This is a genomic window from Mycobacterium sp. ACS1612 (genome assembly GCF_001667505.1).
Lineage (GTDB): Bacteria > Actinomycetota > Actinomycetes > Mycobacteriales > Mycobacteriaceae > Mycobacterium.
Genome location: NZ_LZHZ01000055.1, coordinates 18,673 through 44,039 on the forward strand (window position 1 = coordinate 18,673; position 25,367 = coordinate 44,039).

The following is a 25,367-nucleotide window of genomic DNA, read 5'->3' on the forward strand; positions in this document are numbered from 1 at the left end:
CGATGGACGGGGTGAACCCGGCGAGGCTAACCAACCAAGGCCGGTGACATGCAAGGACCGTTGGTAACCCGGCGGAAACCATTGCAGGTCAAGGCTTTGCGGCGCGTCACATCGGATTCGTGAGCATGACGTTGGCTATGCGTTCCGCCGTTCGGCGGGTCGCCGCCAGCATCACGTCCGAAGGACGCCCCGACGGAATCAAGGTGGACACGACCGCGACACCGGTTGCCGAACCGTACGGGATTCCCATCGCGACACAGCTGTAGTCCGCGGCGACCTCGCCGGCATCGACAACCGGCACGGTGAACGTGTGGTGCGCGCGCCCCTGCGCGGTTTCGGCGGGGACGACGCCCCCGGCTTTGGCGAGGAATCGCACCGGCAACCGCGCTGCGAGCGCATCGAGATAGATCGGACCGTCACCCAGATCGGCGGACAGGCTCACCGCCGCGCCGGTGATCGCGGCGAGTTCAGCCATCGGGCGCCTGCAGGCGATACGGAGTCGGGCCGCGGGCGTCACCGTCGCGCCGAGACGCAGCAGGCTCGCGCCGAGGGCGTAGCGCGATCTCTCCCGCCGGACCGCCCCGACAGTGACCAGTTGTCGAAGTAGGCGGTGCACTGTGGGATGCGGGAGCCCCGAGGCCGCGCTGAGATCCACGAGCCGAACCGGTTGGAGCTCTGCTATGAGGTCAAGCAGGCTGAACGCGGCTTCGATGACACTGCGGGGTGCTGCCTCGGCACCGAGGCGATCCGGGTCGGTAGCGGTCATGAGGTCACCGTGCCTTCCCAAGGGACACCGATCCCTCGGCCATTACGAATGGCTCATCGTGCGGCACCAAGCTATGGGCCCGCTGAGCGCCCGTCGAGAGTCCGCTGGGAGCGTGGCTCGCTAATATGGCAGTCGCGCTACCGGATCGAGGAGGACGACCATGCGGACCCCCCGCCGAGATGTGCAACGCAACCGGCAGCGCATCGTCACGGCCGCACGCGAGGCGTTTCACGAGCAGGGGCCCGCGGCGAGCCTCGAGGAAATCGCACGCCGCGCGGGCGTCGGACCCACCACTCTGTACCGGCATTTCCCCGACAAGGACGATCTGGTCGTGGCGGTCCTCGACGACTTGTTCGCCGACGCGGACGGCGCCGCAGACACCTCGGAAGATATTTCCGACCCGCTCACGGCCTTCCAGTCGGTGTTCACCGACAGTTGCGATCTGACGGATGCCGAGACCGAGACGTTTCTCCGACTGGCGGCGACCAGCCCTCGCGTCAGGTCTCACGCGCAACGCCTGATCACCGATCTTGTCGAACCGTTCACGATCCGCCTCCGCGAGGCCGGGGGCCTGCATCCCGGTATCTCCGCCGACGACATCGCCATGTTCATCCGCATGACCGTTGCCGCCGACGATCACGCGGGCCGGGCCAAGGCAGTGCGGGTGCTGCTCGCCGGGCTTACCCGAGCGCCCGAAGCGCCTCGCTCCAAACCCCCCCGAGCAAGGAAGGCAACGGCACGGCGATGAGTCAAACCTGTCGCACAGGCCAGCATGACGTCCACGACGTGTACGGAGAACTATGCCCATGCCGGATACTGCTTGATCTGCTGGCCAACAAGTGGTCGGCGCTGTTGATCGGTCTGCTGGAAAACGGGCCCGTGCGCTTCACCGCGCTGCGGGATCAGCTGCCGGGCATCAGCTCGAAGATGTTGACGCGCACGCTGCGACAACTCGAATCCGCTTCGCTGATCAGTCGGACGGTATATGCCGATGTGCCACCCAGAGTCGAATACGAGCTGACCGAACTCGGCGCGAGCGCCGCTGTACCCCTGCGCATGTTGCGCGCCTGGGCCGAGGACAACCTCGATCACATCTCCACGCTCAATCCCGGGTGGGCAGGGTGAAGTGGTCACCGCGGCGCCGGGCCGCGAAGAACTGAGCTGCCTCGCGGATCGATTCTTCGACAGGCCTTGGCGTCCAACCCAGCTCGCGCTCGGCCTTGCGGTGGTCCAGCGGCGACATCAACTCCGCCATCCGGATTCCGGCGTAGGCGAAGGGCAGATCGCGGTCGAGCATTCGGGCCGCGAGGTCGTTGACCCGTGCTGCCACCTTGAGCACCGGCAGTGGGATTCCGATACGCGGCGGTTTCCGCCCGACTGCTTCTGCGGCGATGCCGTTGACCTCGCGGACGCTCAGATAACGATCGGAGATGATGTAGCGCTCTCCGTCGCGGCCACGATCGGCGGCCAGCAGCATGGCGCGCGCGGCGTCTTCGATCCCCACCACCTCGGCCGAATAGTCGAGGTAGACCGGGAAGCGACCCGCGGCGATCGCGGCGATGATCGATCCGTGTGGGGTCGGCGCCCAGTCGCCTGGGCCGTAGGTGGTGGAGACACACATCGCTACTGCAGGCAGGCCGCGGTCGCGGGCGTAGGCCAGCACCAAGTTCTCGGCTGCCACCCGGGACGCGATATACGCGCCGCCGTCAGACCAGTTGTGCGCGTCGGCCTCGGTGACAGGTCTGCTGTCGTTGATCGCCAACGTGCCTGTGGTGCTGGTGAAGACGAACTTGCGCAAGCCGGCATCCGCTGCGACGTCGAGCACACAGCGCAGACCGTCGACGTTGGTGCGGAACAACGGGGCGGGATCCCGCAGCCACATCCGGGCGTCGACCACGCAGTAGTAGACGACGTCGCAATCCGACATCGCCTTCTTCAAACAGCCGACGTCGAAAACATCACCGTGAACACGTTGCACGTCGCAGTCTTCGATGCCCTTGGTGGAACTGGTCCGGCACAGCATGACCCGTACGTCCTCGCCGGCGGCGACCAGCTGACGCGTGACATGCGAGCCGAGAAAACCGCTGGCACCGATGACCAATTTCTTCGGACGGCCCGGTGTGACGCTGCGCTGCACTGTTCTCCTTGCGGTGGCCCGCACACAGTCGAATAATCAACAACCTGACACGAATATTTGGAACTTAACGAACGACTCGTCCCACGTCAATGTGCCGAAAACCAGCAGGGCGCTTAATTATCCGGCAGTGATCGACTCGGCGGCCCGCCGAAGACGACGCCCAATCTGTTCGATCTTGCGTGCTGACAGGTCGGTGAACGGATGCAGCGTGATGCTGTGCGTGACGCGCCCAACGTCGTTGAAGATCGGCACGCTCATCGCGCCGACGTAATGTCGTCCGGCGGCTTCTGCCGGATCACTCGAGGTGCCAGTCATTTCGAGCAGGATGTGGTCGAGATGACCGCGCATCGAATCAGAAAGCGCTTCAGCCTGGAGTCTGCTCATGACGGGGATCGCCGCTACCATCTCGGGGCTCATCCGCTCGACGCTGTAGCCCCGATGGGCTGTATCGGTCAGAAATTGGTCGAGACGACGGTGGAACGCGCGATTGTTCACCCCGCTGCGGCGAATCCACGCCAGCCGCTCGTCGTCGGATTCCCAAGCGGCATAGGCCGGTCCGAACGGTGCAGCGAACGGCAGCCGATCTCCGACTGCGGCATGCCATTTCTCGTCGTGCGCGCCTGGTGCGGCGATGAAGGCCGTGATGACGAGTTGGTTGCCCGCGCGCTCGGACACCGATGCGGCGTATCCGGTCTCGGCGACGGCGGCTTGCGCAGCGAGTTGCGCCGCGTGTGCGACTGACGGTGACTGATCGATCTGCCTGGCAAGGCCGGCGAGCGTGGTGCCGATCGAAAACGCTTTGCTGGCAGGATCGCGCGTGACCCACCCGGCGTCGACGAGCTCCTTCATGATCGTGTACGCCGTCGCCTGGTTGAGATCCAGTGCCTTGACGATGTCGCTGAGCCGGGTCGGCACGCCCGCACGTGCGACCAGCAATTCAACTATTTCGACCACCCGACGGGTGGGCGGCGACGAACCGGTCACGTGCTACTCCAAGGCGGCGGATGTTGACTATCCGAAGAATACCGGTCGATTCTCTAAGGATATTTATTTCGGATATTCAACTGTTGCATTTGACTATGTAACATACGACAGATGACCCGACCAGGCAGGAGAACACGAATGATGCGCAGGGCGGAACGGCCGGTATTGCGCACCACGGTCGTGTTGGGCACGGCGGTCTTACTCGCCGCTGGGATCACCCCCGCCACACACGCCGCGCAACCGCCCGACGCAGCGGCGGTGGAGTCGCTCAAGGCGACGTACTTCAACGATGTCGACACCAAGAACTGGCTTGCGCTACGCCAACTGTTCACTCCCGACGCCGTGGTCGATACCACGGGCTCGTTCGGTCCGTACTTCCCCAACCGCGACTCGTTCATTGCGTTCACGTCGCTGACGCTGAGCGCGATCAACACCCGCCATCAGGGCTATGACCCGCAGATCGAGCTCACGTCCGATACGACTGCCAGCGCCGTATGGACGATGCAGGACCGGCTTTCGGTCGCAGGCCTTGTCACGATCCACGGGTACGGCCACTACACCGACCGCTACGAGGAGGTTGACGGGCAGTGGCGGATCACGTACTCCAAGCTCACGCGGACAGGCTTCGCGCTGGAGTTCCCCGCATTCCAGAAATTCTTGACCGGCTTCAACGACGCGTACAAGGCCGGCGGTCCCGTCGCGGCGATCGCATATGCCGGCCCGGCCGTCCTCGACATCCCCGTCAGCGCTGCCAAACAACTCGTCGGCGCCATCGCAAGCAATTTCGGTGGGCCGCCCGCGAAAGCCGAACCGATCACCGTGCCGCCAGGATCGACGGGGGTGACCACCGAGCCTCCGGGCGTGACGACCGTGCCGTCCACGACGTCATCGGCGGAGACCGTCACTCTTCGCACCCCTGCGCCGACCAAGAAGTCCCTCCGATCCCGCAAGCCGTCGATCGAGAAGGACGCTGCACCGTCGTCGACCGGCAAGAAGTCGCGTACCGCGGCGACCCAGCAGGCGGCCGGTCACAAGCGCGCCGACCGCACCAAAGCGGAGTCGAAATCCGAGGGCGGACCACGTTAGTTCAGGAGGAGTGCACTTGTCGTTTTGCCCACGTACCGAGCGACAACACTTCGGCGATACTCACGGCAGGATCAGCCGCAGCCTCTCCCAGCCTCGAACGGTCGACGTGGGTGCGAGTTCCGCTGTGTCGTAGTCGATATCCCACTCCGGCCACCGGTTGAGCAACTCGTCGAGGGCGACGCGGCCTTCCAGCCGGGCGAGGTTGGCGCCGAGACAGTAGTGCACGCCCTTGCCGAACGTCAGATGCGATATGTAGTCGCGGTGGATGTTGAACGCTTCGGCATCGGTGTACCGGCGGGAATCACGGTTGGCGGCGCCGAACAGAAGCAGCATCGCACTGTCCGCGGGCACTGTCGTGCCGTAGCACTCGAAATCCCTTGCCATCCAGCGCGCTACGTGCGGTCCCGTCGGCTCGAACCGCAGCGTCTCGTCGACGGCGCGGTTCAACAGCGAACGGTCCGCCACGATGTCGCGGCGCTGGTCGGGATGCTCGGCAAGCACCTTGGCCAGCCAGCCGATCAGCCGTCCGGTCGTCTCGTTGCCCGCCCCGGCCACCACCTGCGTGTAGCGCAGCACCTCGTCGTGGGTCAGCTTGCGAGTGACGCCGTGCTCGTCTTCGAACTCGACGTTGAGCAGCGCGGTCATCAGGTCGTCGGAAGGATTCTTGGCACGCCAGTCGATGTAGTCGGCGTAGATGCGGCCGTCGGCGATCTTGTCCGCGTTGACCACCTTCATCGGCGCCCCCGGCTTGGTGCGCAGGTTCGTGTCGTTGGCGTCGCGGACCGTGACCTGATCTGACTCGGGAATGCCGAGCAGCATGCCGATCACGCGCATCGGCATCATCGAGGCGAGTTCGGCGATGATGTCGAAGCCATCCGAACCGATGTGCGGGTCAAGGCAATTGACGCAATACCGGCGGATCTGGTCTTCGATCTCGGCCATCCGCCGCGGAGTGAACACCCGGGACATCAGCCCGCGCAGCATGGTGTGCACCGGCGGGTCCTCCATCATCATCACACCCTTGGGCATGTCGAAATCCGACTGGATCAACTCGAGGATGTCACCGCGGCTGTTGGAAAAGGTCTCCCAGTCGGCCAGCGCCTTCTCCACGTCGGCGTGGCGCGAGATCGCCCAGAAGTCGTAGCGCTCGTTGTAGTAGATCGGCGCCTCGTCCCGCAGCCGGGCGTACACCGGGTACGGATTGTGGACGATGTCGATGTCGTAGGGGTCGTAGTAGACATCTGTATCCGACGCAATCGTCATGCGGTCTCGATCCTTTCGGGTTTACTTCAGGCAGCTGCCCGCGTCGACCGGAAGCGCGACGCCGGTGATATAGCGGGCTTCGTCGGACGCCAGGAACAGCACTGCGTTGCTGATGTCTTCGGCCGTCACCCAGGGGATGGGCAGCATGTGGAAGGTCTGACACACCGGCGCCATATCGTCAGGGCCTGGGTTTTGCAGGTCGGGCCGGAACATCCGGTACGTCTGCTCGTTGTGCAGCAGCGGCGTGTTCACGTGCGTCGGATGCACGGAGTTGACCCGGATGGACTGTGCGCCGAGTTCGACCGCGAAGGCCCGCATCAGGCCGACCACACCGTGTTTGGCCGCGGTGTAGTGCCCGGTGTGCGGGTAGGCCTTCAGGCCCGCCACCGAACTTGTCAAGACGATCGAGCCACCCCGACCGCCCGCAAGCATGTGCGGGACGCCCGCTTTGACCGATTTCCACACCCCGCCGAGGTTGACGTCGATCATCTCCTGCCAGATGTCTTCCTTCATCCGATCCAACCGAGTGCCGATCGTGCCGATACCCGCGTTGGCGACGATGATGTCGAGGCCGCCGAATTGCTCGACGCCGCCGTCGACGGCGGCCTTAAGCGCGTCGTAGTCGCGGACATCGACCTCGGCGGTGACGATGCGGCGGTCCACCGCCTTGACCATGTCGGCGGTTTCCGCGAGGTCTTCCCGGGTGGCAGCCGGCGCGGGTGAATCAGGAAATGGTTGACAGATATCGACCGCGATGATGTCGGCGCCTTCCTGCGCCAACCGCACCGCATGGCTGCGTCCCTGCCCACGTGCTGCGCCGGTGACGAACGCGACCTTGCCTGCTACCCGACCGGCCATTGACCCTCCCTGGAATGATGTCGCCCCTCATCTTCACCTGACACCGACGCCAATGCTGAGCACTTGCACAAATTCGTGTCGGTCAGCCGATGACGTGGTGGACAAGCAGTCGGATGCGTTCGGCCTCATACCCAGGACGTAGTCGCTCGGTGCGGCTGAGAGTGACCAGCCCGTGCAGCGCCGCCCACAACACCTCGGTGAGCGAATCCGCATCCTTCTCGTCGGCGACGACACCGACCGCCTGATGCAGCTCGGCCAACGCGGCTGTCAGCTGGGGCGGCGTGTCGTCGGCGGCGAAACGCAGCGCGGTCGCGCGGGTGAACATCGCGTCGTACACCGCGGGATTGCTTCGAGCGAAGTCGAGATAGGCGTGTGCGACGTCGGACAGCGCGTCGCCAGCAGCGACGGCGCCGTCTCGGGCATCATGCATCGCCTCGGCGAGCTCACCGAATCCGTCGAGTGCGACGGCATCGGCGATCTGCTCCATCCCGGTGAAGTGTTTGTACAGCACCGGCTGGCTGTACTCGATCTCGGCGGACAGCCGACGGGTGGTGACGGCTTCCCAGCCCTCGGCCTCCGCCAGCTTGCGGGCCGTTTTCACGATCAATTCCCGGCGGGCGGCGCGCTCACGCTCGCGACGATCCTCGATAGCCATGCGCAACGATAGCACGGCTAGAAATGCTAGCGCTGCTATTGACAGCATTCACACCGGGGGTTAGCGTTGCTAGCACTTACCGCTCGAAAGGACCCCCGACATGGAGTTGGACCTAATCACCCGTGCCGCCGCGGTGATCGCGGTGCTCGGCACCGCGGTGGTCTACGGCACGGACGTGTTCTGCGCGATTGCGCTGCGACCGGCCTTGGCGCTGGTCGACGACAGCGCTCTGGTGGCAGTGATGGGACGCGTGCACCAATACGGCGACCGACGGATGCCGGTTGCGGGCGTGCTCGGGATTGTCGCCACCGCGACGAGCGTGGTGTCGGCCGCAGTCGCCGAACATTGGGCGCAGGCGATCGCGGCGGGCACAGCCCTGGTCCTGCTCCTGGTCTGGCTCGCGCTCTACACCCGGGTGAGCGCACCGATCAATCGACGTCTCACCGCGGCTTCGGACGCCGGGCAGCCGTTACCGGACGGGCGTGCACTGCAGGCGAAGTGGGATCGGGTGATCGACGCCCGTGCGGTGCTACAAGGCCTGGCCGTGGCCGCCCTGTGCCTGGTGCTGGTGGTCCCCCAATGATCGAGCTTCGGACTTACACCGCTTACGCTCTCGCCGGACTCATCGCCGCGGCGATCATCTTCATCGGCGCACGGTTTCTCGTCGCTCCCCGCGCCGCCGCCGCCGGCTACGGTGTGCAGCCAGATCTCGGCCAGCCGTCCGTCGGCGCCTACCTGAGCGTCAAGGGCATCCGTGATATCGCATCGGGTCTGTTCGTGGTCGTCCTGATGGCCGCCGGCCAGACGCAGCTCCTCGGATGGGTACTGCTGGCCGCGACCATCATTCCGATCGCCGACGCGATCATCGTGCTCCGCAACGGCGGCGCCAATTCCATCGCTTATGGCGTGCACGGCGCAACCGCTGTCGTCATGCTCGTCACCGCAGCACTGCTGCTCATCTAGCGCTAGTTAGACTGGCGTCAACTATTTCATCCGACGAATACGCCTGTTACAGTGCGGTAGTGCCCAAGAATAGCGCCAGCATCGCCGCTGACGGTGGTCAGCGGCGAGCGTCGTACCAGCGAGCCAGATCCCGTGAGACAAAACGTTCGCTGGTGCAGGCCGCGATGGCGTTGTGGCGCACCAACGGCTACGCCAACACCACCGTTGCCGACATCTGCCGCGCAGCGGGCGTCTCGCGCGCGCTGTTCTACTTCTATTTCCCCGCCAAGGAAGATGTGCTCTTCGAAGTCGGCCTGTTGTCGACGCGCGCCGCGCAGAAGACCGTCCGGTCGCTACTGCAGACCGACTACGAAGTGAACGCCGTCATCGGCGAGGCGTTGCGCAGCCTCGAACGCTCGATGGCCCGCAATCCGCGCGACCTGATCATCGAAACCATCCTCGAGGGCTACCGCCACGAGCACCGCATTTTGGCCGGTGAACCCCTCGACGACGCCGACGTCGACATGTTCGGCGAACTGTTCGCACGAGCACAGGCAGACGGCAAACTGGCGGCACACGTCGACGTACGCCATCTCTCGCACCTCGCCGGAATGCACGTCAGTGAGGGCGTCCGACATTGGGCCGCAGGCACGTTCGGCAAGCGCTCGTTCTCCGAGGTCGTCAGCCGTGACATCGCGGCGTTGATCGCCGGCTACAACCAGCTGTCCCCCTAGCGGAAGAGGAGACCCGACATGGCGTGGGATTTCGAGACCGAACCCGAATACCAGAAGGTGCTGGACTGGGCCGACGAGTTCGTCCGCGAGGAGATCGAACCACTCGATCTCGTGTTTCCTCACCTGCAGTTCACGCCGCTGGACGACAACCGGCGCAAGGTGATCGACCCGCTGAAGGAGGAGGTGCGCCGAAAAGGGCTGTGGGCCACACACCTCGGGCCCGAACTCGGCGGGCAGGGTTATGGCCAGCTCAAGCTCGCCTTGCTGAACGAAATCCTCGGCCGCTCGCAGTGGGCGCCCATCGTGTTCGGCTGCCAGGCGCCGGACACCGGCAACGCGGAGATCATCGCGCACTACGGCACCGAGCAGCAGAAGGAGAAGTATCTGCGTCCGCTGCTGGAGGGTGAACTGTTCTCCTGCTATTCGATGACGGAACCGCATGCCGGCGCCGATCCGACCCTGTTCACCACTCGTGCCGTGCGCGACGGCGACGACTGGGTGATCAACGGCTGGAAGTTCTTCTCCTCCAACGCCAAAACCGCATCGTTTCTGATCGTGATGGTGGTGACCAACCTCGACGTCAGCCCCTATCAGGGCATGTCGATGTTTTTGGTGCCCGCCGATACCCCCGGTGTGAACATCGTCCGCAACGTCGGCCTGCACGGCGAAAGTGAGGACGAGGGCTCACATGCGTTGATCCACTACGACAACGTGCGCGTGCCTGCCGAGGCCCTGCTGGGCGGCGAGGGGCAGGCGTTCGTGATTGCGCAAACGCGTTTGGGCGGCGGACGCATCCACCACGCGATGCGCACCATCGGACTGTCCCGCAAAGCGCTCGACATGATGTGCGAGCGGGCGCTTAGCCGCGAAACTCAGGGCAGTCGGCTGTCGGATAAGCAGTTCGTTCAGGGCTACATCGCCGACTCGTACGCACAACTGCTGCAGTTCCGGCTGATGGTGCTCTACACGGCGTGGGAAATCGACAAGTACAACGACTACAAGAAGGTCCGCAAAGACATCGCCGCGGTGAAGGTCGTCATGCCGACTGTGCTGCATGACATTGCTTGGCGGGCAATGCAAGTGCACGGTGCGCTCGGTGTCACCAACGAGATGCCGTTCATGGCGATGGTCACCGGCGCCGCGGTGATGGGGCTTGCCGACGGCCCGACCGAGGTGCACAAGACCACCGTCGCCAAGCAGGTGCTGCGCGGCTACCAGGCCACCGACGACACCTGGCCGACCGAGTGGACGCCGCGCAAACGCGAGGCCGCGAGGGCCAAGTACGCCAGTTATCTGGAGAATGAGGTGGGGAATCTGTGACCGAGATCGACGTCGCACGCCTCGCCGATTGGATGGACAACGCGGCGCTGCCCGGCAAGGGCGAGCCCCTGACGGCCCGATTCCTGTCCGGCGGAACGCAGAACGTGATCTACGAACTGCGGCGCGGCGAACACACGTGTGTGCTGCGAATGCCTCCCCCCGACGCACCGGCCGACCGCGACAAGGGCATCCTGCGGGAGTGGCGGATCATCGAGGCGCTCGACGGCACCGATGTCCCCCACACCGAAGCCGTCGGCGTGTGCCACGACGCGTCGGTGCTCGGCAGGCCGTTCTACCTGATGGGCTTCGTCGACGGCTGGTCTCCGATGGACACCCACGCGCGCTGGCCTGAGCCGTTCCACACCGATGTGGGTGCCCGCCCCGGGTTGGCGTACCAGTTGGCCGAAGGCATCGCATTGCTGTCCAAGGTCGACTGGGAGGCCAAGGGCCTGCACGATCTCGGCCGTCCCGACGGTTTCCACGAACGCCAGGTCGACCGATGGATCGCCTTCTTCGAGCGGATCAAGGGCCGTGAAATCGAGGGTTTGGGCGTCGCCACCGATTGGCTGCGGGCACACAAGCCGATCGATTTCATTCCCGGTTTGATGCACGGCGACTATCAGTTCGCGAACGTCATGTACAAACGCGGCGCACCCGCGCAACTGGCGGCGATCGTCGACTGGGAGATGGGCACCGTTGGCGACCCGAAGTTGGACCTCGGCTGGATGGTGCAGAGCTGGCCGGAAGACACCGACGCGCCGTCGGCGATGAGCTACGTCGACATGCGCGGAATGCCCTCCCGCACAGACGTTGTGGAGCACTATGCCAAGGTGTCGGGCCGTCAGGTCGACGACCTCGACTACTACCTGGTGCTGGCGAAGTGGAAACTGGCGATCGTCCTGGAGCAGGGCTTCCAACGGGCCGGCGACAACGAGAAGCTGCTCGCATACGGCCCTGTCATCACAGCGCTGATGCGCTCGGCAGCCGACCTGGCCGAGTCCAGCGACTACCGGTGAGGGCCGCAGTCTGCCCGGCATATGGACCGCCGGAGGTGGTCCGCATCGAAGAGCTTCCCGCACCGACCGTTGCGCATGGGCACGTACGGGTGAGGGTCGGCGCGGCGGCGGTGAACTTCCCGGACGTGCTGCTGATCGCCGACCGGTATCAGATCACCGTGCCGACACCGTTCGTCCCGGGTAGCGAATTTGCGGGCACGATCGTCGAAACCGGCGACAGTGCTGAGGGTTTGACGGTCGGCGACCGTGTCACCGGCACTGGACTCTACGGCGCGTTCGCCGAGGAGGTCGCGGTGCCTGCCGCCGGACTGTCACGGATACCCGACGGCATCGACGACCGCACCGCGGCGGCCTTCGGCGTCGCCTACCGCACGGCGTTTCACACATTGCGGTCAATGGCCTGTGCGCACGCGGGCGACGAAGTGATCGTGCTGGGTGCGGGCGGAGGTGTCGGCCTGGCGGCCGTCCAACTCGCCGTACAACTGGGCGCGTCGGTCACCGCTGTCGCGTCGTCCGCCGAAAAGCTCGACGTGGCAGCGGGTTACGGTGCCGCGCGGGTCGTCAATCACACGACAGCGGACCTACGAAGCGCGTTGAAGCAGGAGGTGCCCGGTGGCGCGGATATCGTGATCGACCCGGTCGGCGGCGACCTGTCGGAGCCGGCGTTGCGATCGCTGAAGCGCGGCGGGCGGTTCGTCACAGTCGGTTTCGCGTCGGGCGTCATCCCCCGCATCCCGCTGAACCTGGTGCTCGTGAAGGGGATACGCGTGGTGGGGTTTCAGTTCCAGGACGTGCCGCCCGACGAATTCGCCCGCAACGAACAGCAATTGCGCGATTATGTCGTCAGCGGCAAGGTGACCCCGCACATCGGCGCGGTCTACCCGCTGTCCGAAACGGTCGCAGCGCTCGAACATGTCGCGACCGGCCGTGCGATCGGCAAGGTGCTGATCGACCTCGCCTAGCTTGCGGGCACCAGGTCCGCGGCAACCGAGGCCATCATTCCGCAGCGGAACGTCTCGGCGCGAGAGACGGTGGCATCTGCGTCCGCCGCGGCCAGTGCCTGGGTCTTGAAAGCCCTTGCGGCAGCGCTCAAATGGTGCTCGACGGAGTCGACGCTGTCGTCCAGCTCGGCAGGCAGCCGCTCCCCCCACAGTGTGACCTCAGTGCCACCCTGCTCGAGCGCGTTGAGCACGTGCTGATGTACACGCGCGTCGCTGTCGAACAGTTCGGCGGCCACCGCGACCGTCTGCGGATGCGGGCGGTCTTCCCATGCCGCCAGCACGGCTTCGAGACTGCGCACTTCGGCGCCGAGGATCTCGAGCGGCCGCGCGTCCTCATCGGCGCTGATCAAGACGGTGACATCCCATCCCGCCATCACCCGGTCGCAGATCCAGCCACCTGCGAACGCCACCGCATCGAGCACCGTGGGGGCGACGACGTCGAGCCGATACCTCATGTCGAGCTCCTCGGCGCCAGCTCGCGGCCCAGCGACTCGGCGTACCCCTTGAACACCTCGGCCAGCGGGACTGAAGGATCGAGCAACCATAGTGTCTCCATTCCGTTGATGAAGGCGAGTATCTCCACGGCCTTGCTGGCCGCGTCGAGATCGGGGCGGTAGGAACCGTCATTTTGTCCGCGTTCAATGATCCTGGTGATGATGTCGACGGCATCGCGGTACCGCTTGTGCAGCCGATCGTGCAGCGGCGCATCGGGAGCGATGTTCTCGACTAGCAGCACGGTGAAGGTGCCGACGAGTTCGGGCGCCCGCTCGAACCGTTCCGGGACCCGGGACAGTTCGGTAATCAGGTCGCCCGAGCGGTAGTCCGCGTGGATCTCGTCGTCGGTGTCACGGGCGTCGAGCACCGCGTTGAGCAGTTGCTCCTTCGATTCGAAGTGATGCAGCAGCCCCGCGGGCGTGACGCCGGCTTCCTTGGCGATCTGCGCCAGTGAGGTGTTGCGCCAGCCGTTGCGTGCCAGCAGTCGCTCGGCGACTGACAGGATGCGCTGCCGACGGTCCTCGCCTTTGGCGAAGAGCGTGGCATAGGGCCTGGGCTCCGGCACTGAACTCCTTCGTTCAACCAACCTAGTGAACACACAGTAGGTAGGTTCCGCCGCTGTGACAAGCGTCTCACAGAAATTGGGTTTAGATATTTGCTACACCGCTGGTCAGCGGACCGCAGGGGCGGAATCCGGCATCTCGGCCAGCGCATGGAGTTGCTCGAGATAGTGCTGCAGCGAGTGATGGACGAAGCGCGCGGACGCAGTCGTGGTGCCGCCGGCGGCCAATGCCTCCAGCGTGTCCTTCGTCCGCCCCGGTTCGCCGACCGGATCAAGCGGATGGTCCGCGGGCATGACGACCTCGAAACCGTCCGGTATGTCAAAGGCCTTCAGCCAATCGGCGGCGGTGTCGATCGACACGTTGAAGGGGCACCACCCATCGGCGAGCGTGACCGCCCGCCGCAGCGAGCGCTTGGTGCGGCCACCGATCCAGAACGGCACGTGTGGTTGCAGTGCGCACGGGTCGACGGTGAGGCCGCTGAACGAGTAGAACTCGCCGTGATAGCTCGGCTCGTTGCTGGACAGCGCGGCCCGCAGCGCACGTAACGCATCGTCGGCGCGGGCGCCGCGGTCCTCGAACGGCGCGCCGAGTAGGTCGAACTCCTCCTTCAGCGACCCGACGCCGAGGCCGAGGATCAGTCGTCCGTTGCTGACGTGATCCAGTGTGCCGTAACGCTTTACGATCGTGAGCGGATGGTGATAGCCGAGCACAAGCGTCATGGTCGCGAATCGGATCCGCGTCGTGCGGGCCGCCAGGTAGCCGAACGTGGCGAGCGGATCCCAGTATCGCGCACCTCGCCGCGCCGTTTCCGACGACGGCAGACCGATGTGCTCACTGCAGGTCATGTGGTGATACCCGAGCCGATCCGCTGCCTCGGCCACCCGCCCGATGTCATCGATGGACGCGTCCCGTTCCCAGCCGAAGGCGGCGCCGCCGACGTTCGTGACGACCGGTGTGGTGATGCCGAGTTTCACTGCAGCGGTTCCTCGCCGGCCAGGATCGTGCGATGCATGAGTCTGCCACTGTCTGCCGGATACTCGAGTACCCGGTGCATGGTGCCGGTGTTGTCCCAGACGAGGAGGTCGCCGGGTTGCCACTGGTGCCGGTAGACGTATTGCGGTTGGGTGGCCCAATCCCGGAGGCGGGCAAGAAGAGCCCGACTCTGTTCCACCGGCATCCCGATGATGTAGTCGGCGGTCGCGCCGAGCAACAGTGACTTGCGCCCCGACCGATGCGTCCACACCAGAGGGCACGCCTTGGTCGGTGACTTCTGCCAGAAGGCGATCTCCTCGTAGCTCATCTCCGGGCGAACGTAGTACTGCGAACGTTCGGCGCTGTGCACCACGCGAAGATCGGCGATGAGGTCCTTGTCGTCTTGCGGCAGATCGTCGTAAGCCGCATAGGTATTGCAGAATTCGGTATCTCCGCCGGTGTCCGACAGCTTTACCGCGCGCAACAGCGTCGCGAGGTTCGGATAGGGCTGTAGTGAACCGTCGAAGTGCCAGAACATCGAACCCTTCAGGTATTCGGCGCGCTGGTTGACGTTCTTGTCGAGCGAGATCTTGTAGATTCCGCTCTCGCCTTCGTCCGCGACGATGTTCCCGAGTGTCTTGGCGATGGCGACCTGTTGCTCGTCGCTGATCTGCAGGCCGCGGAAGAACACCACCCCGCGCCGCTCCAGGCTGGCGCGAATGTTGTCGGCTCCGGTTCCGACGAGCAGCGTTTCGAGATCGGTCCTGATCTCGCTGCCGATTCGCGGGGTGAGGTCGACGATGTCGAGTCGGGTGGAGGTGAGTCCCACAATCAGCTCACTCTCGTGAGAAGGGTGTTGGCGGAGTGCTTTACCCGCGGCTGCTTCCACAACTCGACTGCCAGCGACACGGTGATCAGCGAGTACAGCAGATTGCGGAGGTTCGCAACGTCGTCGGGCAGCGGTTCGGCGTAGTCGAATTTGTCGAGGTAGGCGACCGCTTCCTCGGCGAACGGAAATAGCTCATTGTAGAAAGCCTGGATCTGCTCCATCGAGCTGTTCACACGCTTTACGTAGCGTTCGTGCCCGTCCTCGATGGCCCACTCTGCGACCAGATGTTCGAGTTGTGAAAACTCCGGCGGCAGAACCGCACTCATCGCTCCCCCGCGCCCACATAGTCGGCCACGGTCTTGTGCAGATGTCGCAACAGGATCTCTTCGTCGTTCATCGTGAAGTGGGTCAATACACCGCTGTTCAGCATCGCCTGCAATCCCTCCGACGGGCTGGCGTCTTCCAGGATGATGTCGTTGAGAAATGTCACGGTCAGTTCCTGGCCCAGTCGCTCCTTGTGCGTCCTCGGCGGCTGATAGAACATCTCCACTTCGAAGATGTGCGAATGCGGTCCCGTCGGCCAGTGGGTGTGGGTGGAGAACCCCGACGATCCGAAGATCAACGCGAAGTTCGGGAAGAACTGGAACGAGTCGAAGCCGTACTTCTCCGAGCGCGTCGGGTTGATTCCCGGCGGCATCGGGCCCCGATCGGGGCGCTTGGTCCAGGAGCCTGCGGCGCTGGCCTCCATGACACACTCGATCGGCTTTGAGTACGGCGTCTTCTGCGACGGCTCTCCGGAGAACGAGAACATCCGATGTGGTCCCTTGATCTGGTAGGCCAATGCGTCGGTGAACGGGTTCGGTTGATCGAACGCCTCCCTGGCCTCCGCGGTCAGCGCGCCGAAGGATGACGCGTGCAGGTACGGCCCGTGATAACTCTCGGCGAAGCTGTCAACAAATATCTTCCAGTTGCACTGCAATTCGGTTGTGAACCGGTACACCTGGTGCGGCCCCGCGAACGGATAGCCCTCGATGCCGTGCGCCAGTTCGCCGAGGAACGAGCGCAGCGGTTCGGTGTTGTGCGGGTCGAGATTGATGAAGATGAAGCCCTCCCACACCTCACATTGGATCGCGGGTACCCGGCAACTGTCTGCGTCGAAGTCGAGCAGCAAGTCCGTGCGGGTGGCGGAATGCAGTGAGCCGTCCAGCTTGTAGCGCCAACCGTGGAAGCGGCAGTAGAGCAGCGGGGCTCGACCGGACACCTCTTTAAACGGGTCGTCCTCCCACAGCATCTTGTTGCCGCGGTGCGGGCAGATGTTGTGGAAGGCGCGGATCACGCCGTCCTTTCCGCGCACGACGATGACCGAGGTGTTCAGGCATCTCAGTTCGCGGGTGAAGTAGCTACCGGACTTCGGCACCCGCTCGACCCGCCCCACGTACAGCCAGGTCTTTTTGAAGACATGCTCGCGCTCCTTCTCGTAGAACTCGGGCGAGACGCAGTCTTCGAGCGAGACCGGACCCCTGCCGAGTTCGGGGTAGGCGTCGGTCCAATGGCCGGTTGAGGGTTTGGTCACCAGGTTGTTGTGACTCATGTGGGCTGACGCTACAACTGGGCATTTGGCCGAAATAGACGCATAACCGCAACACCCTGTTGCATATTTGGAACATATGGAGCAGAACTTGCCCTTCGATGTCGACGCGTTGCTGATGTTCGGCAAGGTGGTGGAGTCGCGCAGCCTGTCCAAGGCGGCGGCGCTGCTGGGCATCCCTAAGTCGACGGTCAGCCGCAGGCTGACCAAACTGGAGTCCGACCTGGGTATCAAGCTGCTGCGCAAGAACACCCACCAACTGACGGTCACCGACCTCGGCGAGCAGGTGTATGCGCACGCGGTGAAGATCTTGACCGAGGCGAACGGCGTGCGCGCCGTCGTGGAGGCCAGTAGGCAGGAACCGCAGGGCGAATTGCGAGTCGCGATACCCGTGTTCGTGGGAATCGACTATGCGTCCAGAGTCGGCGCGACATTCCTGCAGCGCTATCCCCACACCCGGTTGGACATCCGATTGGTGGACAACATGGTCGATCCGGTCAAGGACGGCTTCGACGTCGTGTTCGGCACCGGGCCACTGCAGGACTCGACGTTGATCGCTCGCAAGGTGTTCAGCCTAGAGCTGTTTCTGTGCGCATCGGCGGATTTCGCCGCCGCGCTGGCCGAACCGCTCACCGATCCAACGCAGTTGAACGAATTGCCGTTCATCGAGTTCGGATTCGCCGGGTCACACAAGGTCACCGTGGCCAACCGGCGTCGCCGTCAACAACTGTCACCGCAAGTGAGGGCGCGGGCCAACAACTTTCAGGTCTGCAAGCAGTACATCTTGCACGATCTCGGCGTCGGTGCGATGCCGACTCAGATCATCTGCACCGACGAATTACGCGACGGCACAATTGTTCCAGTACTTTCGGGCTGGCATCCCGAGCCGCTCGACGTGCACATGATCTATCCGTTCGAGCTGTCGTTCTCGACGTTGATCAGCGCGTTCTACGAGGCGGCCCGCGAGATCATCGTCGAGAACATCGCCCGCGCCTGACGGACTACCGGAACACGTCGATGGCAGCGGTGGGCGTCATCATGACCAGCGGGATATGCCGCGCCGTGGCCTTCTGATAATTCAGGTAGGGCGGGAATGCGCGGCACATGAAGTCCCAGACCTTGTGCCGCTCTTCGCCTTCGGGCTCACGCCAGGTGGCGCGGAAAGCCTGGGTGGCGATCTGGAAGTCCACCTCGGGGGCCGCGGTAAGGTTGAGGTACCACTCGGGATGCTGGTCAGCGCCGCCCTTCGACGCGACGATCACGACCTCACCACCGAAATCACCGTAAATCAATGGCACTATCCGCGTCTGACCGGATTTGCGGCCCGTCACTTTGATCAAGCAGTGGGTCGTGAAGGCGTGGCCACCCCGGTCGGTGAGGTCCATGATGTGCCCCTGCGCGCCACCGGAGCGCAGATACATTTCGCGGTGTTCGTCAGAAAACTCACTCATGGTCAGAGTCCCAACGACTTCGCGATGATCACTTTCATCACTTCGCTCGTGCCCGCATAGATGCGGGCCACCCGCGCGTCGGTGTACAGCCGGGCGATGGGGTACTCCATCATGTAACCGTATCCGCCGAACAGCTGTAAACACCGGTCGATGACCCGCTGCTGCATCTCGGTGCAGAACAGTTTGACCCGAGCGGCGTCTGCGGCCGACAACTCGCCCTCGACATGGAGGGCGACCGCTCGGTCCAACATCGCCTGGCCCGCCTCCACCTCCGTCGAACATGCGGCGAGCTCGAACTTGGTGTTCTGGAACGACGCTACGGGTGTGCCGAATGCCTTGCGGTTTTTGGTGTAATCGATGGCCGCGGCGATCGCCGACCGCGCCTGTGCCACCGAGCCGACCGCGACGGTGAGCCGCTCCTGGGGCAGGTTGTGGCCGAGGTAGCCGAACGCCTCGCCCTCCTCGCCCAGCATGTTGGCCGCGGGCACCCGGACGTCGACGAACGACAGTTCCGCGGTGTCCTGGACCTTGCAGCCCATCTTCTCCAGCTCACGGCCTCGGGTGAACCCCGCCATGCCGTCCTCGACGACGAACAGCGTGAGCCCCTTGCGCCGGTTTCCCGGATCGGTGGCGGTGCGGGCCACCACGATCACCAGATCGGCCTGCATGCCTCCGGTGATGAATGTCTTGGCGCCGTTGATGATCCAGTCATCGCCGTCGCGCACCGCGGTGGTGCGCATACCCGCCAGGTCTGACCCGGTGCCGGGTTCGGTCATCGCGATGGCGGTGAGCAGAGTGCCTGCGGCCAGTCCCGGGAACCACCGCGTGCGCTGCTCGTCGTTAGCGTAGTGCAGGAAGTACGGCAGGATGACCTCGAGTTGGGTGCGCACCGTCGACAGCGTCACCAACGCCCGCGCCGCTTCTTCCTGCAGCACGACGTTGTAGCGGTAGTCGGGTGCGCCGCCGCCGCCGTATTCCTCTCCGATGGCCATCCCGAGCATGCCCAGCGAGCCCATCTGCTTGAAAACGTCGCGTGGCATCCGTCCGCCCTTCTCCCACTCCGGGTAGTGCGGAACCACCTCCTTCTCGACGAAGTCGCGAGCGAGTTCACGAAACGCCTCGTGGTCGGAGGTGAACAGATCGCGTTGCATCCAGGTTCCTTTTCTAAGCGACGAGTTCTACCAAAGTGGCATTGGCCGTGCCACCGCCCTCGCACATGGTCTGCAACCCGAAGCGAATCCCGTTGTCGCGCATGTGGTTGATCATGCGGGTCATCAGCACCGCACCCGATGCGCCCAGCGGATGGCCCAGTGCAATGGCACCGCCGAGGGGGTTGAGCTTGTCCTCGTCGGCACCGGTCTCGGCCAGCCATGCCAACGGTACTGGCGCGAACGCCTCATTGACCTCGAACACCCCGACCTCGTCGATCTTCACGCCCGCCTTGTGCAGCACCTTCTCGGTGGCCGGGATCGGCCCGGTCAGCATCAGCACCGGGTCGGCCCCGGTCACGGCGCCCGCCCGGTAGCGCACGATCGGCGTCAGACCCATGGTGACGGCGTTCTCGGCCGTCATCACCAGCAGCGCCGCCGCGCCGTCCGAGATCTGCGACGAGTTGCCCGCGTGGATGACGCCGTCCTCCTTGAACGCCGGCTTGAGGCCGGCGAGTTTTTCGACGGTGGTGCCGCGGCGGATGCCCTCGTCGGCCACCACGGGTTCACCGCCGGTGAACACCGGCATCATTTGGGTTTCGAACGCGCCTTCGTCCTGCGCCTTGGCCGCAAGTTCGTGGGACCGCGCCGAGTACTCGTCGAGACGGGTGCGGGAGAAGCCCCACTTCTGCGCGATCAGTTCCGCCGAGATGCCCTGGTTGAACGAGAAATCTCCGTAGCGGGCAAGCACTTTGGGCCCGTACGGCATGCCGGTGGCGCGCGCCGCCCCCAGCGGCACCCGGCTCATCACCTCGACTCCGCCTGCCACCACGACGTCCTGCTGGCCGGACATCACCGCGTGCACCGCGAAGTCCAGTGCCTGCTGGCTCGATCCGCATGCGCGGTTGATGGTGGTGCCGGGAATGCTCTCCGGCCATCCGGCGGCCAGCACCGAGTAGCGGCCGATGTTGCTCGACTGGTCGCCGACCTGCGAGACGCAACCCCACACCACGTCGTCGACGATCTCCGGGTCGATGCCCGCGCGTTCGGCCAGCGCATTGAGCACGATCGCCGACAGGTCGGCGGCGTGCATATCCGACAGCCCGCCATTGCGTTTGCCGACGGGCGTGCGCACCGCCTCCACGATCACCGTTTCACGCATCTTGTCTACTCCGATCTCGGTACGGCCCACCGACCAGTGAACACCGCGTCGCGCTTCTGGGCGAACGCCGCGTAGGCCTCGACTGAGTCTGCGGTGGCGAAGTTGCCCGGTTGCGCCCGGGCCTCGTTGGCCACCGCCTCACGCAAGGTCGCGTTCGCTCCGTCGTTGAGCAGCGCCTTGCTGTGTGCGAGCGCGACCGGTGGCCCCGCCGCAAGTCGGCCCGCCAAGTCCTCGACGAAACCGTCTATCACGTCGGCGGCCCGCACCCAGGTGACCAACCCCAACCAGTGCGCCTCGTCGGCGTCGATGGTCTCGGCCAGCAGGACCAGACGCTTGGCCTGCTGCAGGCCTACCAGCTTCGGCAACAACCAGGAGCCGCCGAGGTCGACGGACAGCCCGCGTTTCGAGAACACTTGGCAGAAGCGCGATTCGGGCGTCGCCACCACGAGATCACAGCCGAGGGCGAGGTTCCAGCCCGCACCGACCGCCACCCCGTCGACCTTCGCGATGGTCGGGATGGCCAGCTCGTGCAGTGCCAGCGCGACGTCGGTGAGTCTGCGCAGTTTGTGTCTGGGGTGGATGTCTTCGGGCGTGGAAATGTCGGCGCCAGAGCAGAACGCGCCGCCTGCGCCGGTGATCACCAGCGCGCGCACATCGTCACGGGCGGTGGCCCGTAGCGCATCGGCGAGCTCGTGCCAGAGCTGCGGATTGATCGCATTCTTGCGCTCGGGCCTGTTCAGCGTCAGCGTCCGCACGCCGTCGGAATCGGAAATCAGCAGCACGCTCACGAATACGCAGGTCCGATCACTTTATCGGCGCGCAGCCGGTCGATGTCGTCGGCGGTCAGCCCCAGTTCGTGCAGCACGGTATCGGTGTGCTCACCGAGGCCCGGCACTGCGCCCATGGGTTGTTCGAAGCCGCGGATCACCGGCGGTGGGCGCAACGCCTGGATGTCGCCCTTGGGTGTGGCAACGGTCCGCCAGCGGTCCCGAGCGGTCAGGTGTGGGTGCGCCACGACCTCGCTCGGCAGGTTGTAGCGGGAGTTGCCGATTCCTGCGGCGTCGGCGATTTTCTGGATTTGCGCGAAATTGTGCTGTTTGCACCAGGATCCGATGGCCTCGTCGAGGATCTCGCGGTGCGCGCAGCGGCCCGGGTTGGTGGCGAACCGCGGATCGTCGGCCAGGTCGGGACGCTCGATGATCTCCCTGGCCACCCGTTGCCATTCTCGGTCGTTGGTGGTGCCGAGCACGACGATGTGGCCGTCGCGGGTGGCGAACGCGCCATAGGGGGCCACCGCGGGTGAGCCGACGCCCAGTGGCTCCTGGTCGATGCCGGAATGCTGGGTGTAGGTCAGCGCGTAGCCCATGACGTCGGTCATCACGTCGAACAGGCTGAGTTCGACGGCGGGCGCGGGCGCACCTTGCGGCCGGTTGGTGCGGCCGAACAGCAGCGCCAGGATGGAGATCGCGGCGTACAGGCCGGTGCTGAAGTCCGCCATCGCGGGCCCGGGTTTGGCAGGCATACCCGGATACCCGGTGATGGCGCAGGATCCCGATTCCGCCTGCACGAGAAGGTCGTATGCGCGCTTGTGTGAGATGGGACCGCCGGGCCCGTACCCGTCGATCTCGACGGGGATGACGTCGGGGTGACGTTCGGCGAGGTGGGCCGCGGAGATACCCATCTTCGCGGTGGCGCCGGGGGCAAGATTCGACACGAAGGCGTCAGCGCGGTCCAGCAACCGGTGCAACAGGTCAAGCCCTGCAGCCGATTTGGTGTTCAACGTGATCGATTCCTTACCGCGGTTGCACCATACGAAGTGCGCGGCGAGACCACCCGGCCCGTTGACCACGTCGTCGTAGTGGCGCGCGAAGTCGCCGCCGTCGGGGTTCTCCACTTTGATGACGCGCGCCCCGAAGTCGGCGAGGACGCGGGTGCACATCGGCGCGGCAACGGCCTGTTCCATGGCCACGACGGTGACGCCGGCAAGCGGTGCAGGTGACGTCGTCACATCACCATGCCGCCGTCGACGGGCAGCACCTGCCCGGTGATGTACGACGCGGCATCGGAGGCCATGAACACGAATGCGCCCGCGATCTCCGACGGCTCGGCCCACCGCTTCATCGGAATGCGGTTCATCATGTTGGCCGCGAATTTCTCGTTGGTGCGGATGGTTTCGGTCATCGGTGTGGCGGCCAACGGGGCGAGCGCATTGACGTTGATGCTCTTGGTGGCCAGTTCGCGGGCCAGCGATTTTGTGAAGCCGATGATGGAGGCCTTGGCCGCTGAGTAGTTGACCTGCCCGAGTGTGCCGGTGAGTCCGGCCGCCGACGTCACGTTGACGATCCGGCCGGTGCCGTCGGTCGGAATGTAGGGCAGCGCCGCCTGCGTGACGTTGAAGGCGCCCATCACATGGATGTCGAACAGCAGTCGGAACGATTCTTCGGTGGTCTTCTCGAACATCGCAGGTTTGGTGACGCCTGCGTTGTTGATCACGATGTGCAGCGCACCGTCGGCCAGTGCCGCCGCCTGCGCCGCCGCCGCGTCGGCGGAGTCGCGGTCGGACACATCGAGCGCGGCAGAGTCGGCCCTGCCGCCGGCTTCTGAAATGCGTTCGGCCACTGCGGCGGCCGCGTCCTTGTCGAGGTCGGTGACGAGCACGGCGGCGCCCGCGTCGGCCAGCGCGGTTGCCACCGCTGAGCCGATGCCGCCCGCGGCCCCGGTCACCAGGGCCGAGCGGCCGGTCAGGTCGAAGTAATTCGTCATTCAGTAGCTCCTGGGCATGCCAAGTACGTGTTCGCCGAGGAAGTTCAGGATCATCTCCTGACTGACCGGCGCGATCTTCATCAGCCGCGATTCGCGGAAGTATCGCGACACGTTGTACTCCTCGGAATAGCCCATCCCGCCGTGCAACTGCAGGGCGCGGTCGGCGGCGGCGAATCCGGCGTCGGCGCACAGGTACTTGGCCGTGTTCGCTTCGCGCCCACAGGGTTTGCCGTTGTCGTAGAGCCAGGTCGCCTTGCGCAACACCAACTCGGCGGCGTCCAGCCGGGCCAGCGAATCGGCGAGCGGGAACTGCAGGCCCTGATTCATCCCGATGGGACGGTTGAATACGACGCGTTCGTTGCCGTACTTGACGGCCTTCTCCAGCGCGACCCTGCCGATGCCCAGTGCTTCGGCGGCGATCAGCATCCGCTCGGGGTTGAGCCCGTCGAGGATGTACTTGAAGCCCTTGCCTTCCTCGCCGACGCGGTCCGCGACCGGCACCATCAGGTCGTCGATGAACACTTCGTTGGAACTCACCGCGTTGCGGCCCATCTTGTTGATCGGGCGGATGTCGACATGGTCGCGGTCGAGGTCGGTCAGGAACAACGTCATGCCGTCGGTCTTCTTGGTGCCTCGTTTTTCCACGTCGCTCAGCGACTCGGTGCGGGTCAGCAGCAGGATCTTCTCCGACTCCAGCGCCTTGGAGATCCAGACCTTCCTGCCATTGACCCGGTAGTGGTCGCCTTCGCGCTTGGCGAACGTGGTGATACGTGATGTATCAAGGCCGGCACCGGGTTCGGTGACGCCGAAGCACACGTGCAGATCGCCGTTAACGATCCGCGGCAGCGTCGCCTTCTTCAGTTCCTCGGAGCCGTGTTTGACCACCGGCTGCATTCCGAAAATCGACAGATGGATGGCGCTCGCGCCGTTCATCGCCGCCCCGGACCGCGATACCTCCTCGAGCAGCAGCGTGGCCTCGGTGATGCCGAGGCCGTGGCCGCCGTATTCCTCGGGGATGGTCATGCCGAGCCAGCCGCCTTTGGCGATGGCGTCGTAGAACTCCTGAGGGAATTCGTGGGCCTGGTCCTTGGCCATCCAGTAGTGATCGTCGAACTTGCCCGCCAATTCGGCGACGGACTTGCGGATCAGTTCCTGATCCTCGGTCAGCTCGAAACTCATTCCGCCCGGCACGGTGGCTCTCCTCAGGTCACATGGCAGTACGCCGGTGCGAGAAACGGTCCCACCGCACCGGCGCACTTCACACTAGAAACTACGACTCAGTCCTTGTTGCCGGTCAACTCTTTGGCGCTCGCCGCGAAATCGGCGAACGACGCGCCGGTTTTCTCCTTGTGGGAGAGGGCGCGGATGGAGACGTCGTGGCCTTCGGCGGCTTTGCGGAGTGCGCCGACGGTGGCTTGTTCGCGGCTGATGTGGGTGAACGGGTCCCAGTGATACCAGCGCATGGCGTTTTCGAAGGTCATCTTGTTGACTTCGTCGTCGGGCACGTTGTTGTCAGTCAGCACCTCGTGGAGCTGTTCCGGCGCGCCCGGCCACATCGAGTCGCTGTGTGGGTAGTCGGCTTCCCAGCAGATGTTGTCGATGCCGATCTCGTTGCGCAGCTTGACGCCCACCGG

The 25,367-nt window shown here is 64.7% G+C and carries 30 protein-coding genes; 10 read left to right on the plus strand and 20 right to left on the minus strand.

Annotated features, from left to right (window positions below; translation table 11 throughout):
* Nucleotides 1–106: 106 nt before the first annotated feature.
* A complete protein-coding gene (locus A5724_RS22375) occupies nt 107–766 on the minus strand; it encodes a helix-turn-helix domain-containing protein (protein ID WP_067807344.1) in 660 nt (219 codons plus the stop codon).
* Nucleotides 767–926: 160 nt separating this feature from the next.
* On the opposite strand from A5724_RS22375, the gene A5724_RS22380 reads away from it, so the two are divergent.
* A complete protein-coding gene (locus A5724_RS22380; protein ID WP_082965202.1) occupies nt 927–1,514 on the plus strand; it encodes a TetR/AcrR family transcriptional regulator in 588 nt (195 codons plus the stop codon).
* Entirely contained in the window at nt 1,511–1,891 is a 381-nt protein-coding gene (locus A5724_RS22385; protein WP_067807347.1) for a helix-turn-helix domain-containing protein, read from the plus strand. The genes A5724_RS22380 and A5724_RS22385 overlap by 4 nt, the downstream gene beginning before the upstream one ends.
* Here A5724_RS22385 and A5724_RS22390 read toward each other — a convergent pair.
* The gene (locus A5724_RS22390) at nt 1,869–2,903 is read right to left on the minus strand and encodes an NAD-dependent epimerase/dehydratase family protein (RefSeq protein ID WP_067807348.1); all 1,035 of its coding nucleotides are present in this window, start codon (nt 2,901–2,903) and stop codon (nt 1,869–1,871) included. The two genes, A5724_RS22385 and A5724_RS22390, sit on opposite strands and share 23 nt — an antisense overlap.
* A 117-nt stretch (nt 2,904–3,020) precedes the next feature.
* Nucleotides 3,021–3,887 (minus strand): helix-turn-helix domain-containing protein, encoded by an 867-nt coding sequence (locus A5724_RS22395; RefSeq protein ID WP_082965203.1) that lies wholly within the window; start codon nt 3,885–3,887, stop codon nt 3,021–3,023.
* 138 nt (nt 3,888–4,025) lie between these two features.
* Between A5724_RS22395 and A5724_RS22400 the strand changes: the two genes are divergently transcribed.
* Nucleotides 4,026–4,973 carry a nuclear transport factor 2 family protein gene (locus tag A5724_RS22400; protein ID WP_067807351.1) on the plus strand — a complete coding sequence of 316 codons (948 nt, stop codon included), beginning with the start codon at nt 4,026–4,028 and terminating at the stop codon, nt 4,971–4,973.
* A 60-nt stretch (nt 4,974–5,033) separates the two neighbouring features.
* Here A5724_RS22400 and A5724_RS22405 read toward each other — a convergent pair whose 3' ends face one another.
* The 3 genes from A5724_RS22405 to A5724_RS22415 all read right to left on the minus strand — a co-directional run bounded on the left by A5724_RS22405 (nt 5,034) and on the right by A5724_RS22415 (nt 7,749).
* Nucleotides 5,034–6,236: a cytochrome P450 gene (locus tag A5724_RS22405; RefSeq protein WP_067807354.1), complete on the minus strand. Its 1,203-nt coding sequence runs from the start codon at nt 6,234–6,236 to the stop codon at nt 5,034–5,036.
* Between the two features lie 21 nt (nt 6,237–6,257).
* Nucleotides 6,258–7,094, minus strand: a complete 837-nt coding sequence (locus A5724_RS22410; RefSeq protein ID WP_067807358.1) for a mycofactocin-coupled SDR family oxidoreductase — start codon at nt 7,092–7,094, stop codon at nt 6,258–6,260.
* Between the two features lie 82 nt (nt 7,095–7,176).
* Nucleotides 7,177–7,749 (minus strand): TetR/AcrR family transcriptional regulator, encoded by a 573-nt coding sequence (locus A5724_RS22415; RefSeq protein ID WP_067807361.1) that lies wholly within the window; start codon nt 7,747–7,749, stop codon nt 7,177–7,179.
* Between the two features lie 100 nt (nt 7,750–7,849).
* Here A5724_RS22415 and A5724_RS22420 point away from each other — a divergent pair, with 100 nt between their 5' ends.
* Genes A5724_RS22420 through A5724_RS22445 form a run of 6 tightly spaced genes read left to right on the plus strand, consistent with a single transcriptional unit; the run spans nt 7,850 to nt 12,723 of the window.
* Nucleotides 7,850–8,332 (plus strand): DUF1772 domain-containing protein, encoded by a 483-nt coding sequence (locus A5724_RS22420; protein WP_067807362.1) that lies wholly within the window; start codon nt 7,850–7,852, stop codon nt 8,330–8,332.
* A complete protein-coding gene (locus A5724_RS22425) occupies nt 8,329–8,712 on the plus strand; it encodes a DUF4267 domain-containing protein (protein ID WP_067807365.1) in 384 nt (127 codons plus the stop codon). The genes A5724_RS22420 and A5724_RS22425 overlap by 4 nt, the downstream gene beginning before the upstream one ends.
* A gap of 59 nt (nt 8,713–8,771) precedes the next feature.
* Nucleotides 8,772–9,425, plus strand: a complete 654-nt coding sequence (locus A5724_RS22430) for a TetR/AcrR family transcriptional regulator (RefSeq protein WP_197518756.1) — start codon at nt 8,772–8,774, stop codon at nt 9,423–9,425.
* Between the two features lie 18 nt (nt 9,426–9,443).
* Nucleotides 9,444–10,745, plus strand: a complete 1,302-nt coding sequence (locus A5724_RS22435; RefSeq protein ID WP_067807372.1) for an acyl-CoA dehydrogenase family protein — start codon at nt 9,444–9,446, stop codon at nt 10,743–10,745.
* Nucleotides 10,742–11,761, plus strand: coding sequence for a phosphotransferase family protein (locus A5724_RS22440; RefSeq protein ID WP_067807376.1), 1,020 nt, complete (start codon nt 10,742–10,744; stop codon nt 11,759–11,761). The genes A5724_RS22435 and A5724_RS22440 overlap by 4 nt, the downstream gene beginning before the upstream one ends.
* Nucleotides 11,758–12,723 carry an NADPH:quinone oxidoreductase family protein gene (locus tag A5724_RS22445; RefSeq protein WP_067807379.1) on the plus strand — a complete coding sequence of 322 codons (966 nt, stop codon included), beginning with the start codon at nt 11,758–11,760 and terminating at the stop codon, nt 12,721–12,723. The genes A5724_RS22440 and A5724_RS22445 overlap by 4 nt, the downstream gene beginning before the upstream one ends.
* Here A5724_RS22445 and A5724_RS22450 read toward each other — a convergent pair.
* The 6 genes from A5724_RS22450 to A5724_RS22475 all read right to left on the minus strand — a co-directional run bounded on the left by A5724_RS22450 (nt 12,720) and on the right by A5724_RS22475 (nt 17,212).
* Nucleotides 12,720–13,217 (minus strand): hypothetical protein, encoded by a 498-nt coding sequence (locus A5724_RS22450; protein ID WP_067807382.1) that lies wholly within the window; start codon nt 13,215–13,217, stop codon nt 12,720–12,722. The genes A5724_RS22445 and A5724_RS22450 overlap by 4 nt on opposite strands.
* Entirely contained in the window at nt 13,214–13,822 is a 609-nt protein-coding gene (locus A5724_RS22455; protein ID WP_156752410.1) for a TetR/AcrR family transcriptional regulator, read from the minus strand. The genes A5724_RS22450 and A5724_RS22455 overlap by 4 nt, the downstream gene beginning before the upstream one ends.
* A gap of 105 nt (nt 13,823–13,927) precedes the next feature.
* Nucleotides 13,928–14,794 carry a TIGR03619 family F420-dependent LLM class oxidoreductase gene (locus tag A5724_RS22460; protein ID WP_067807388.1) on the minus strand — a complete coding sequence of 289 codons (867 nt, stop codon included), beginning with the start codon at nt 14,792–14,794 and terminating at the stop codon, nt 13,928–13,930.
* Nucleotides 14,791–15,621 carry a TauD/TfdA family dioxygenase gene (locus A5724_RS22465; protein ID WP_067807392.1) on the minus strand — a complete coding sequence of 277 codons (831 nt, stop codon included), beginning with the start codon at nt 15,619–15,621 and terminating at the stop codon, nt 14,791–14,793. The genes A5724_RS22460 and A5724_RS22465 overlap by 4 nt, the downstream gene beginning before the upstream one ends.
* A 2-nt stretch (nt 15,622–15,623) precedes the next feature.
* Complete coding sequence (locus A5724_RS22470) at nt 15,624–15,947, minus strand: hypothetical protein (protein ID WP_067807396.1); 324 nt, start codon at nt 15,945–15,947, stop codon at nt 15,624–15,626.
* Nucleotides 15,944–17,212, minus strand: coding sequence for an aromatic ring-hydroxylating dioxygenase subunit alpha (locus A5724_RS22475; protein ID WP_067807399.1), 1,269 nt, complete (start codon nt 17,210–17,212; stop codon nt 15,944–15,946). The genes A5724_RS22470 and A5724_RS22475 overlap by 4 nt, the downstream gene beginning before the upstream one ends.
* Before the next feature lie 76 nt (nt 17,213–17,288).
* Between A5724_RS22475 and A5724_RS22480 the strand changes: the two genes are divergently transcribed.
* Nucleotides 17,289–18,206, plus strand: a complete 918-nt coding sequence (locus tag A5724_RS22480) for a LysR family transcriptional regulator (RefSeq protein ID WP_067807402.1) — start codon at nt 17,289–17,291, stop codon at nt 18,204–18,206.
* Nucleotides 18,207–18,210: 4 nt separating this feature from the next.
* Here the strand turns inward: A5724_RS22480 and A5724_RS22485 are convergent, their stop codons facing one another.
* The 8 genes from A5724_RS22485 to A5724_RS22520 all read right to left on the minus strand — a co-directional run.
* Complete coding sequence (locus A5724_RS22485) at nt 18,211–18,660, minus strand: nitroreductase/quinone reductase family protein (protein WP_067807405.1); 450 nt, start codon at nt 18,658–18,660, stop codon at nt 18,211–18,213.
* 2 nt (nt 18,661–18,662) lie between these two features.
* Nucleotides 18,663–19,811 carry an acyl-CoA dehydrogenase family protein gene (locus A5724_RS22490; RefSeq protein WP_067807408.1) on the minus strand — a complete coding sequence of 383 codons (1,149 nt, stop codon included), beginning with the start codon at nt 19,809–19,811 and terminating at the stop codon, nt 18,663–18,665.
* A gap of 13 nt (nt 19,812–19,824) precedes the next feature.
* Complete coding sequence (locus tag A5724_RS22495) at nt 19,825–20,970, minus strand: thiolase family protein (protein WP_067807436.1); 1,146 nt, start codon at nt 20,968–20,970, stop codon at nt 19,825–19,827.
* A gap of 5 nt (nt 20,971–20,975) precedes the next feature.
* Nucleotides 20,976–21,752, minus strand: a complete 777-nt coding sequence (locus A5724_RS22500) for an enoyl-CoA hydratase/isomerase family protein (RefSeq protein ID WP_067807439.1) — start codon at nt 21,750–21,752, stop codon at nt 20,976–20,978.
* A 2-nt stretch (nt 21,753–21,754) separates the two neighbouring features.
* Nucleotides 21,755–22,978 carry a CaiB/BaiF CoA-transferase family protein gene (locus tag A5724_RS22505; protein WP_255397290.1) on the minus strand — a complete coding sequence of 408 codons (1,224 nt, stop codon included), beginning with the start codon at nt 22,976–22,978 and terminating at the stop codon, nt 21,755–21,757.
* On the minus strand, nt 22,975–23,733 hold the full coding sequence (locus A5724_RS22510) for an SDR family NAD(P)-dependent oxidoreductase (RefSeq protein WP_067807413.1): 759 nt from the start codon (nt 23,731–23,733) through the stop codon (nt 22,975–22,977). Before A5724_RS22510 ends, A5724_RS22505 begins: the two co-directional genes overlap by 4 nt.
* Entirely contained in the window at nt 23,734–24,912 is a 1,179-nt protein-coding gene (locus tag A5724_RS22515; RefSeq protein WP_067807416.1) for an acyl-CoA dehydrogenase family protein, read from the minus strand.
* A 98-nt stretch (nt 24,913–25,010) separates the two neighbouring features.
* Nucleotides 25,011–25,367: amidohydrolase family protein (locus A5724_RS22520; RefSeq protein WP_156752411.1), on the minus strand; the 357-nt coding region annotated here is incomplete at its 5' end.

Coding starts and splice junctions, on each gene's coding strand:
- A5724_RS22485 (WP_067807405.1), bottom strand. CDS start 18,660: ATGAGTGAGTTTTCTGACGAACACCGCGAAATGTATCTGCGCTCCGGT.
- A5724_RS22420 (WP_067807362.1), top strand. CDS start 7,850: ATGGAGTTGGACCTAATCACCCGTGCCGCCGCGGTGATCGCGGTGCTC.
- A5724_RS22410 (WP_067807358.1), bottom strand. CDS start 7,094: ATGGCCGGTCGGGTAGCAGGCAAGGTCGCGTTCGTCACCGGCGCAGCA.
- A5724_RS22510 (WP_067807413.1), bottom strand. CDS start 23,733: ATGACGAATTACTTCGACCTGACCGGCCGCTCGGCCCTGGTGACCGGG.
- A5724_RS22380 (WP_082965202.1), top strand. CDS start 927: ATGCGGACCCCCCGCCGAGATGTGCAACGCAACCGGCAGCGCATCGTC.
- A5724_RS22415 (WP_067807361.1), bottom strand. CDS start 7,749: ATGGCTATCGAGGATCGTCGCGAGCGTGAGCGCGCCGCCCGCCGGGAA.
- A5724_RS22375 (WP_067807344.1), bottom strand. CDS start 766: ATGACCGCTACCGACCCGGATCGCCTCGGTGCCGAGGCAGCACCCCGC.
- A5724_RS22400 (WP_067807351.1), top strand. CDS start 4,026: ATGATGCGCAGGGCGGAACGGCCGGTATTGCGCACCACGGTCGTGTTG.
- A5724_RS22490 (WP_067807408.1), bottom strand. CDS start 19,811: ATGCAACGCGATCTGTTCACCTCCGACCACGAGGCGTTTCGTGAACTC.
- A5724_RS22435 (WP_067807372.1), top strand. CDS start 9,444: ATGGCGTGGGATTTCGAGACCGAACCCGAATACCAGAAGGTGCTGGAC.
- A5724_RS22475 (WP_067807399.1), bottom strand. CDS start 17,212: ATGAGTCACAACAACCTGGTGACCAAACCCTCAACCGGCCATTGGACC.
- A5724_RS22385 (WP_067807347.1), top strand. CDS start 1,511: ATGAGTCAAACCTGTCGCACAGGCCAGCATGACGTCCACGACGTGTAC.
- A5724_RS22470 (WP_067807396.1), bottom strand. CDS start 15,947: ATGAGTGCGGTTCTGCCGCCGGAGTTTTCACAACTCGAACATCTGGTC.
- A5724_RS22495 (WP_067807436.1), bottom strand. CDS start 20,970: ATGCGTGAAACGGTGATCGTGGAGGCGGTGCGCACGCCCGTCGGCAAA.
- A5724_RS22515 (WP_067807416.1), bottom strand. CDS start 24,912: ATGAGTTTCGAGCTGACCGAGGATCAGGAACTGATCCGCAAGTCCGTC.
- A5724_RS22480 (WP_067807402.1), top strand. CDS start 17,289: ATGGAGCAGAACTTGCCCTTCGATGTCGACGCGTTGCTGATGTTCGGC.
- A5724_RS22405 (WP_067807354.1), bottom strand. CDS start 6,236: ATGACGATTGCGTCGGATACAGATGTCTACTACGACCCCTACGACATC.
- A5724_RS22450 (WP_067807382.1), bottom strand. CDS start 13,217: ATGAGGTATCGGCTCGACGTCGTCGCCCCCACGGTGCTCGATGCGGTG.
- A5724_RS22425 (WP_067807365.1), top strand. CDS start 8,329: ATGATCGAGCTTCGGACTTACACCGCTTACGCTCTCGCCGGACTCATC.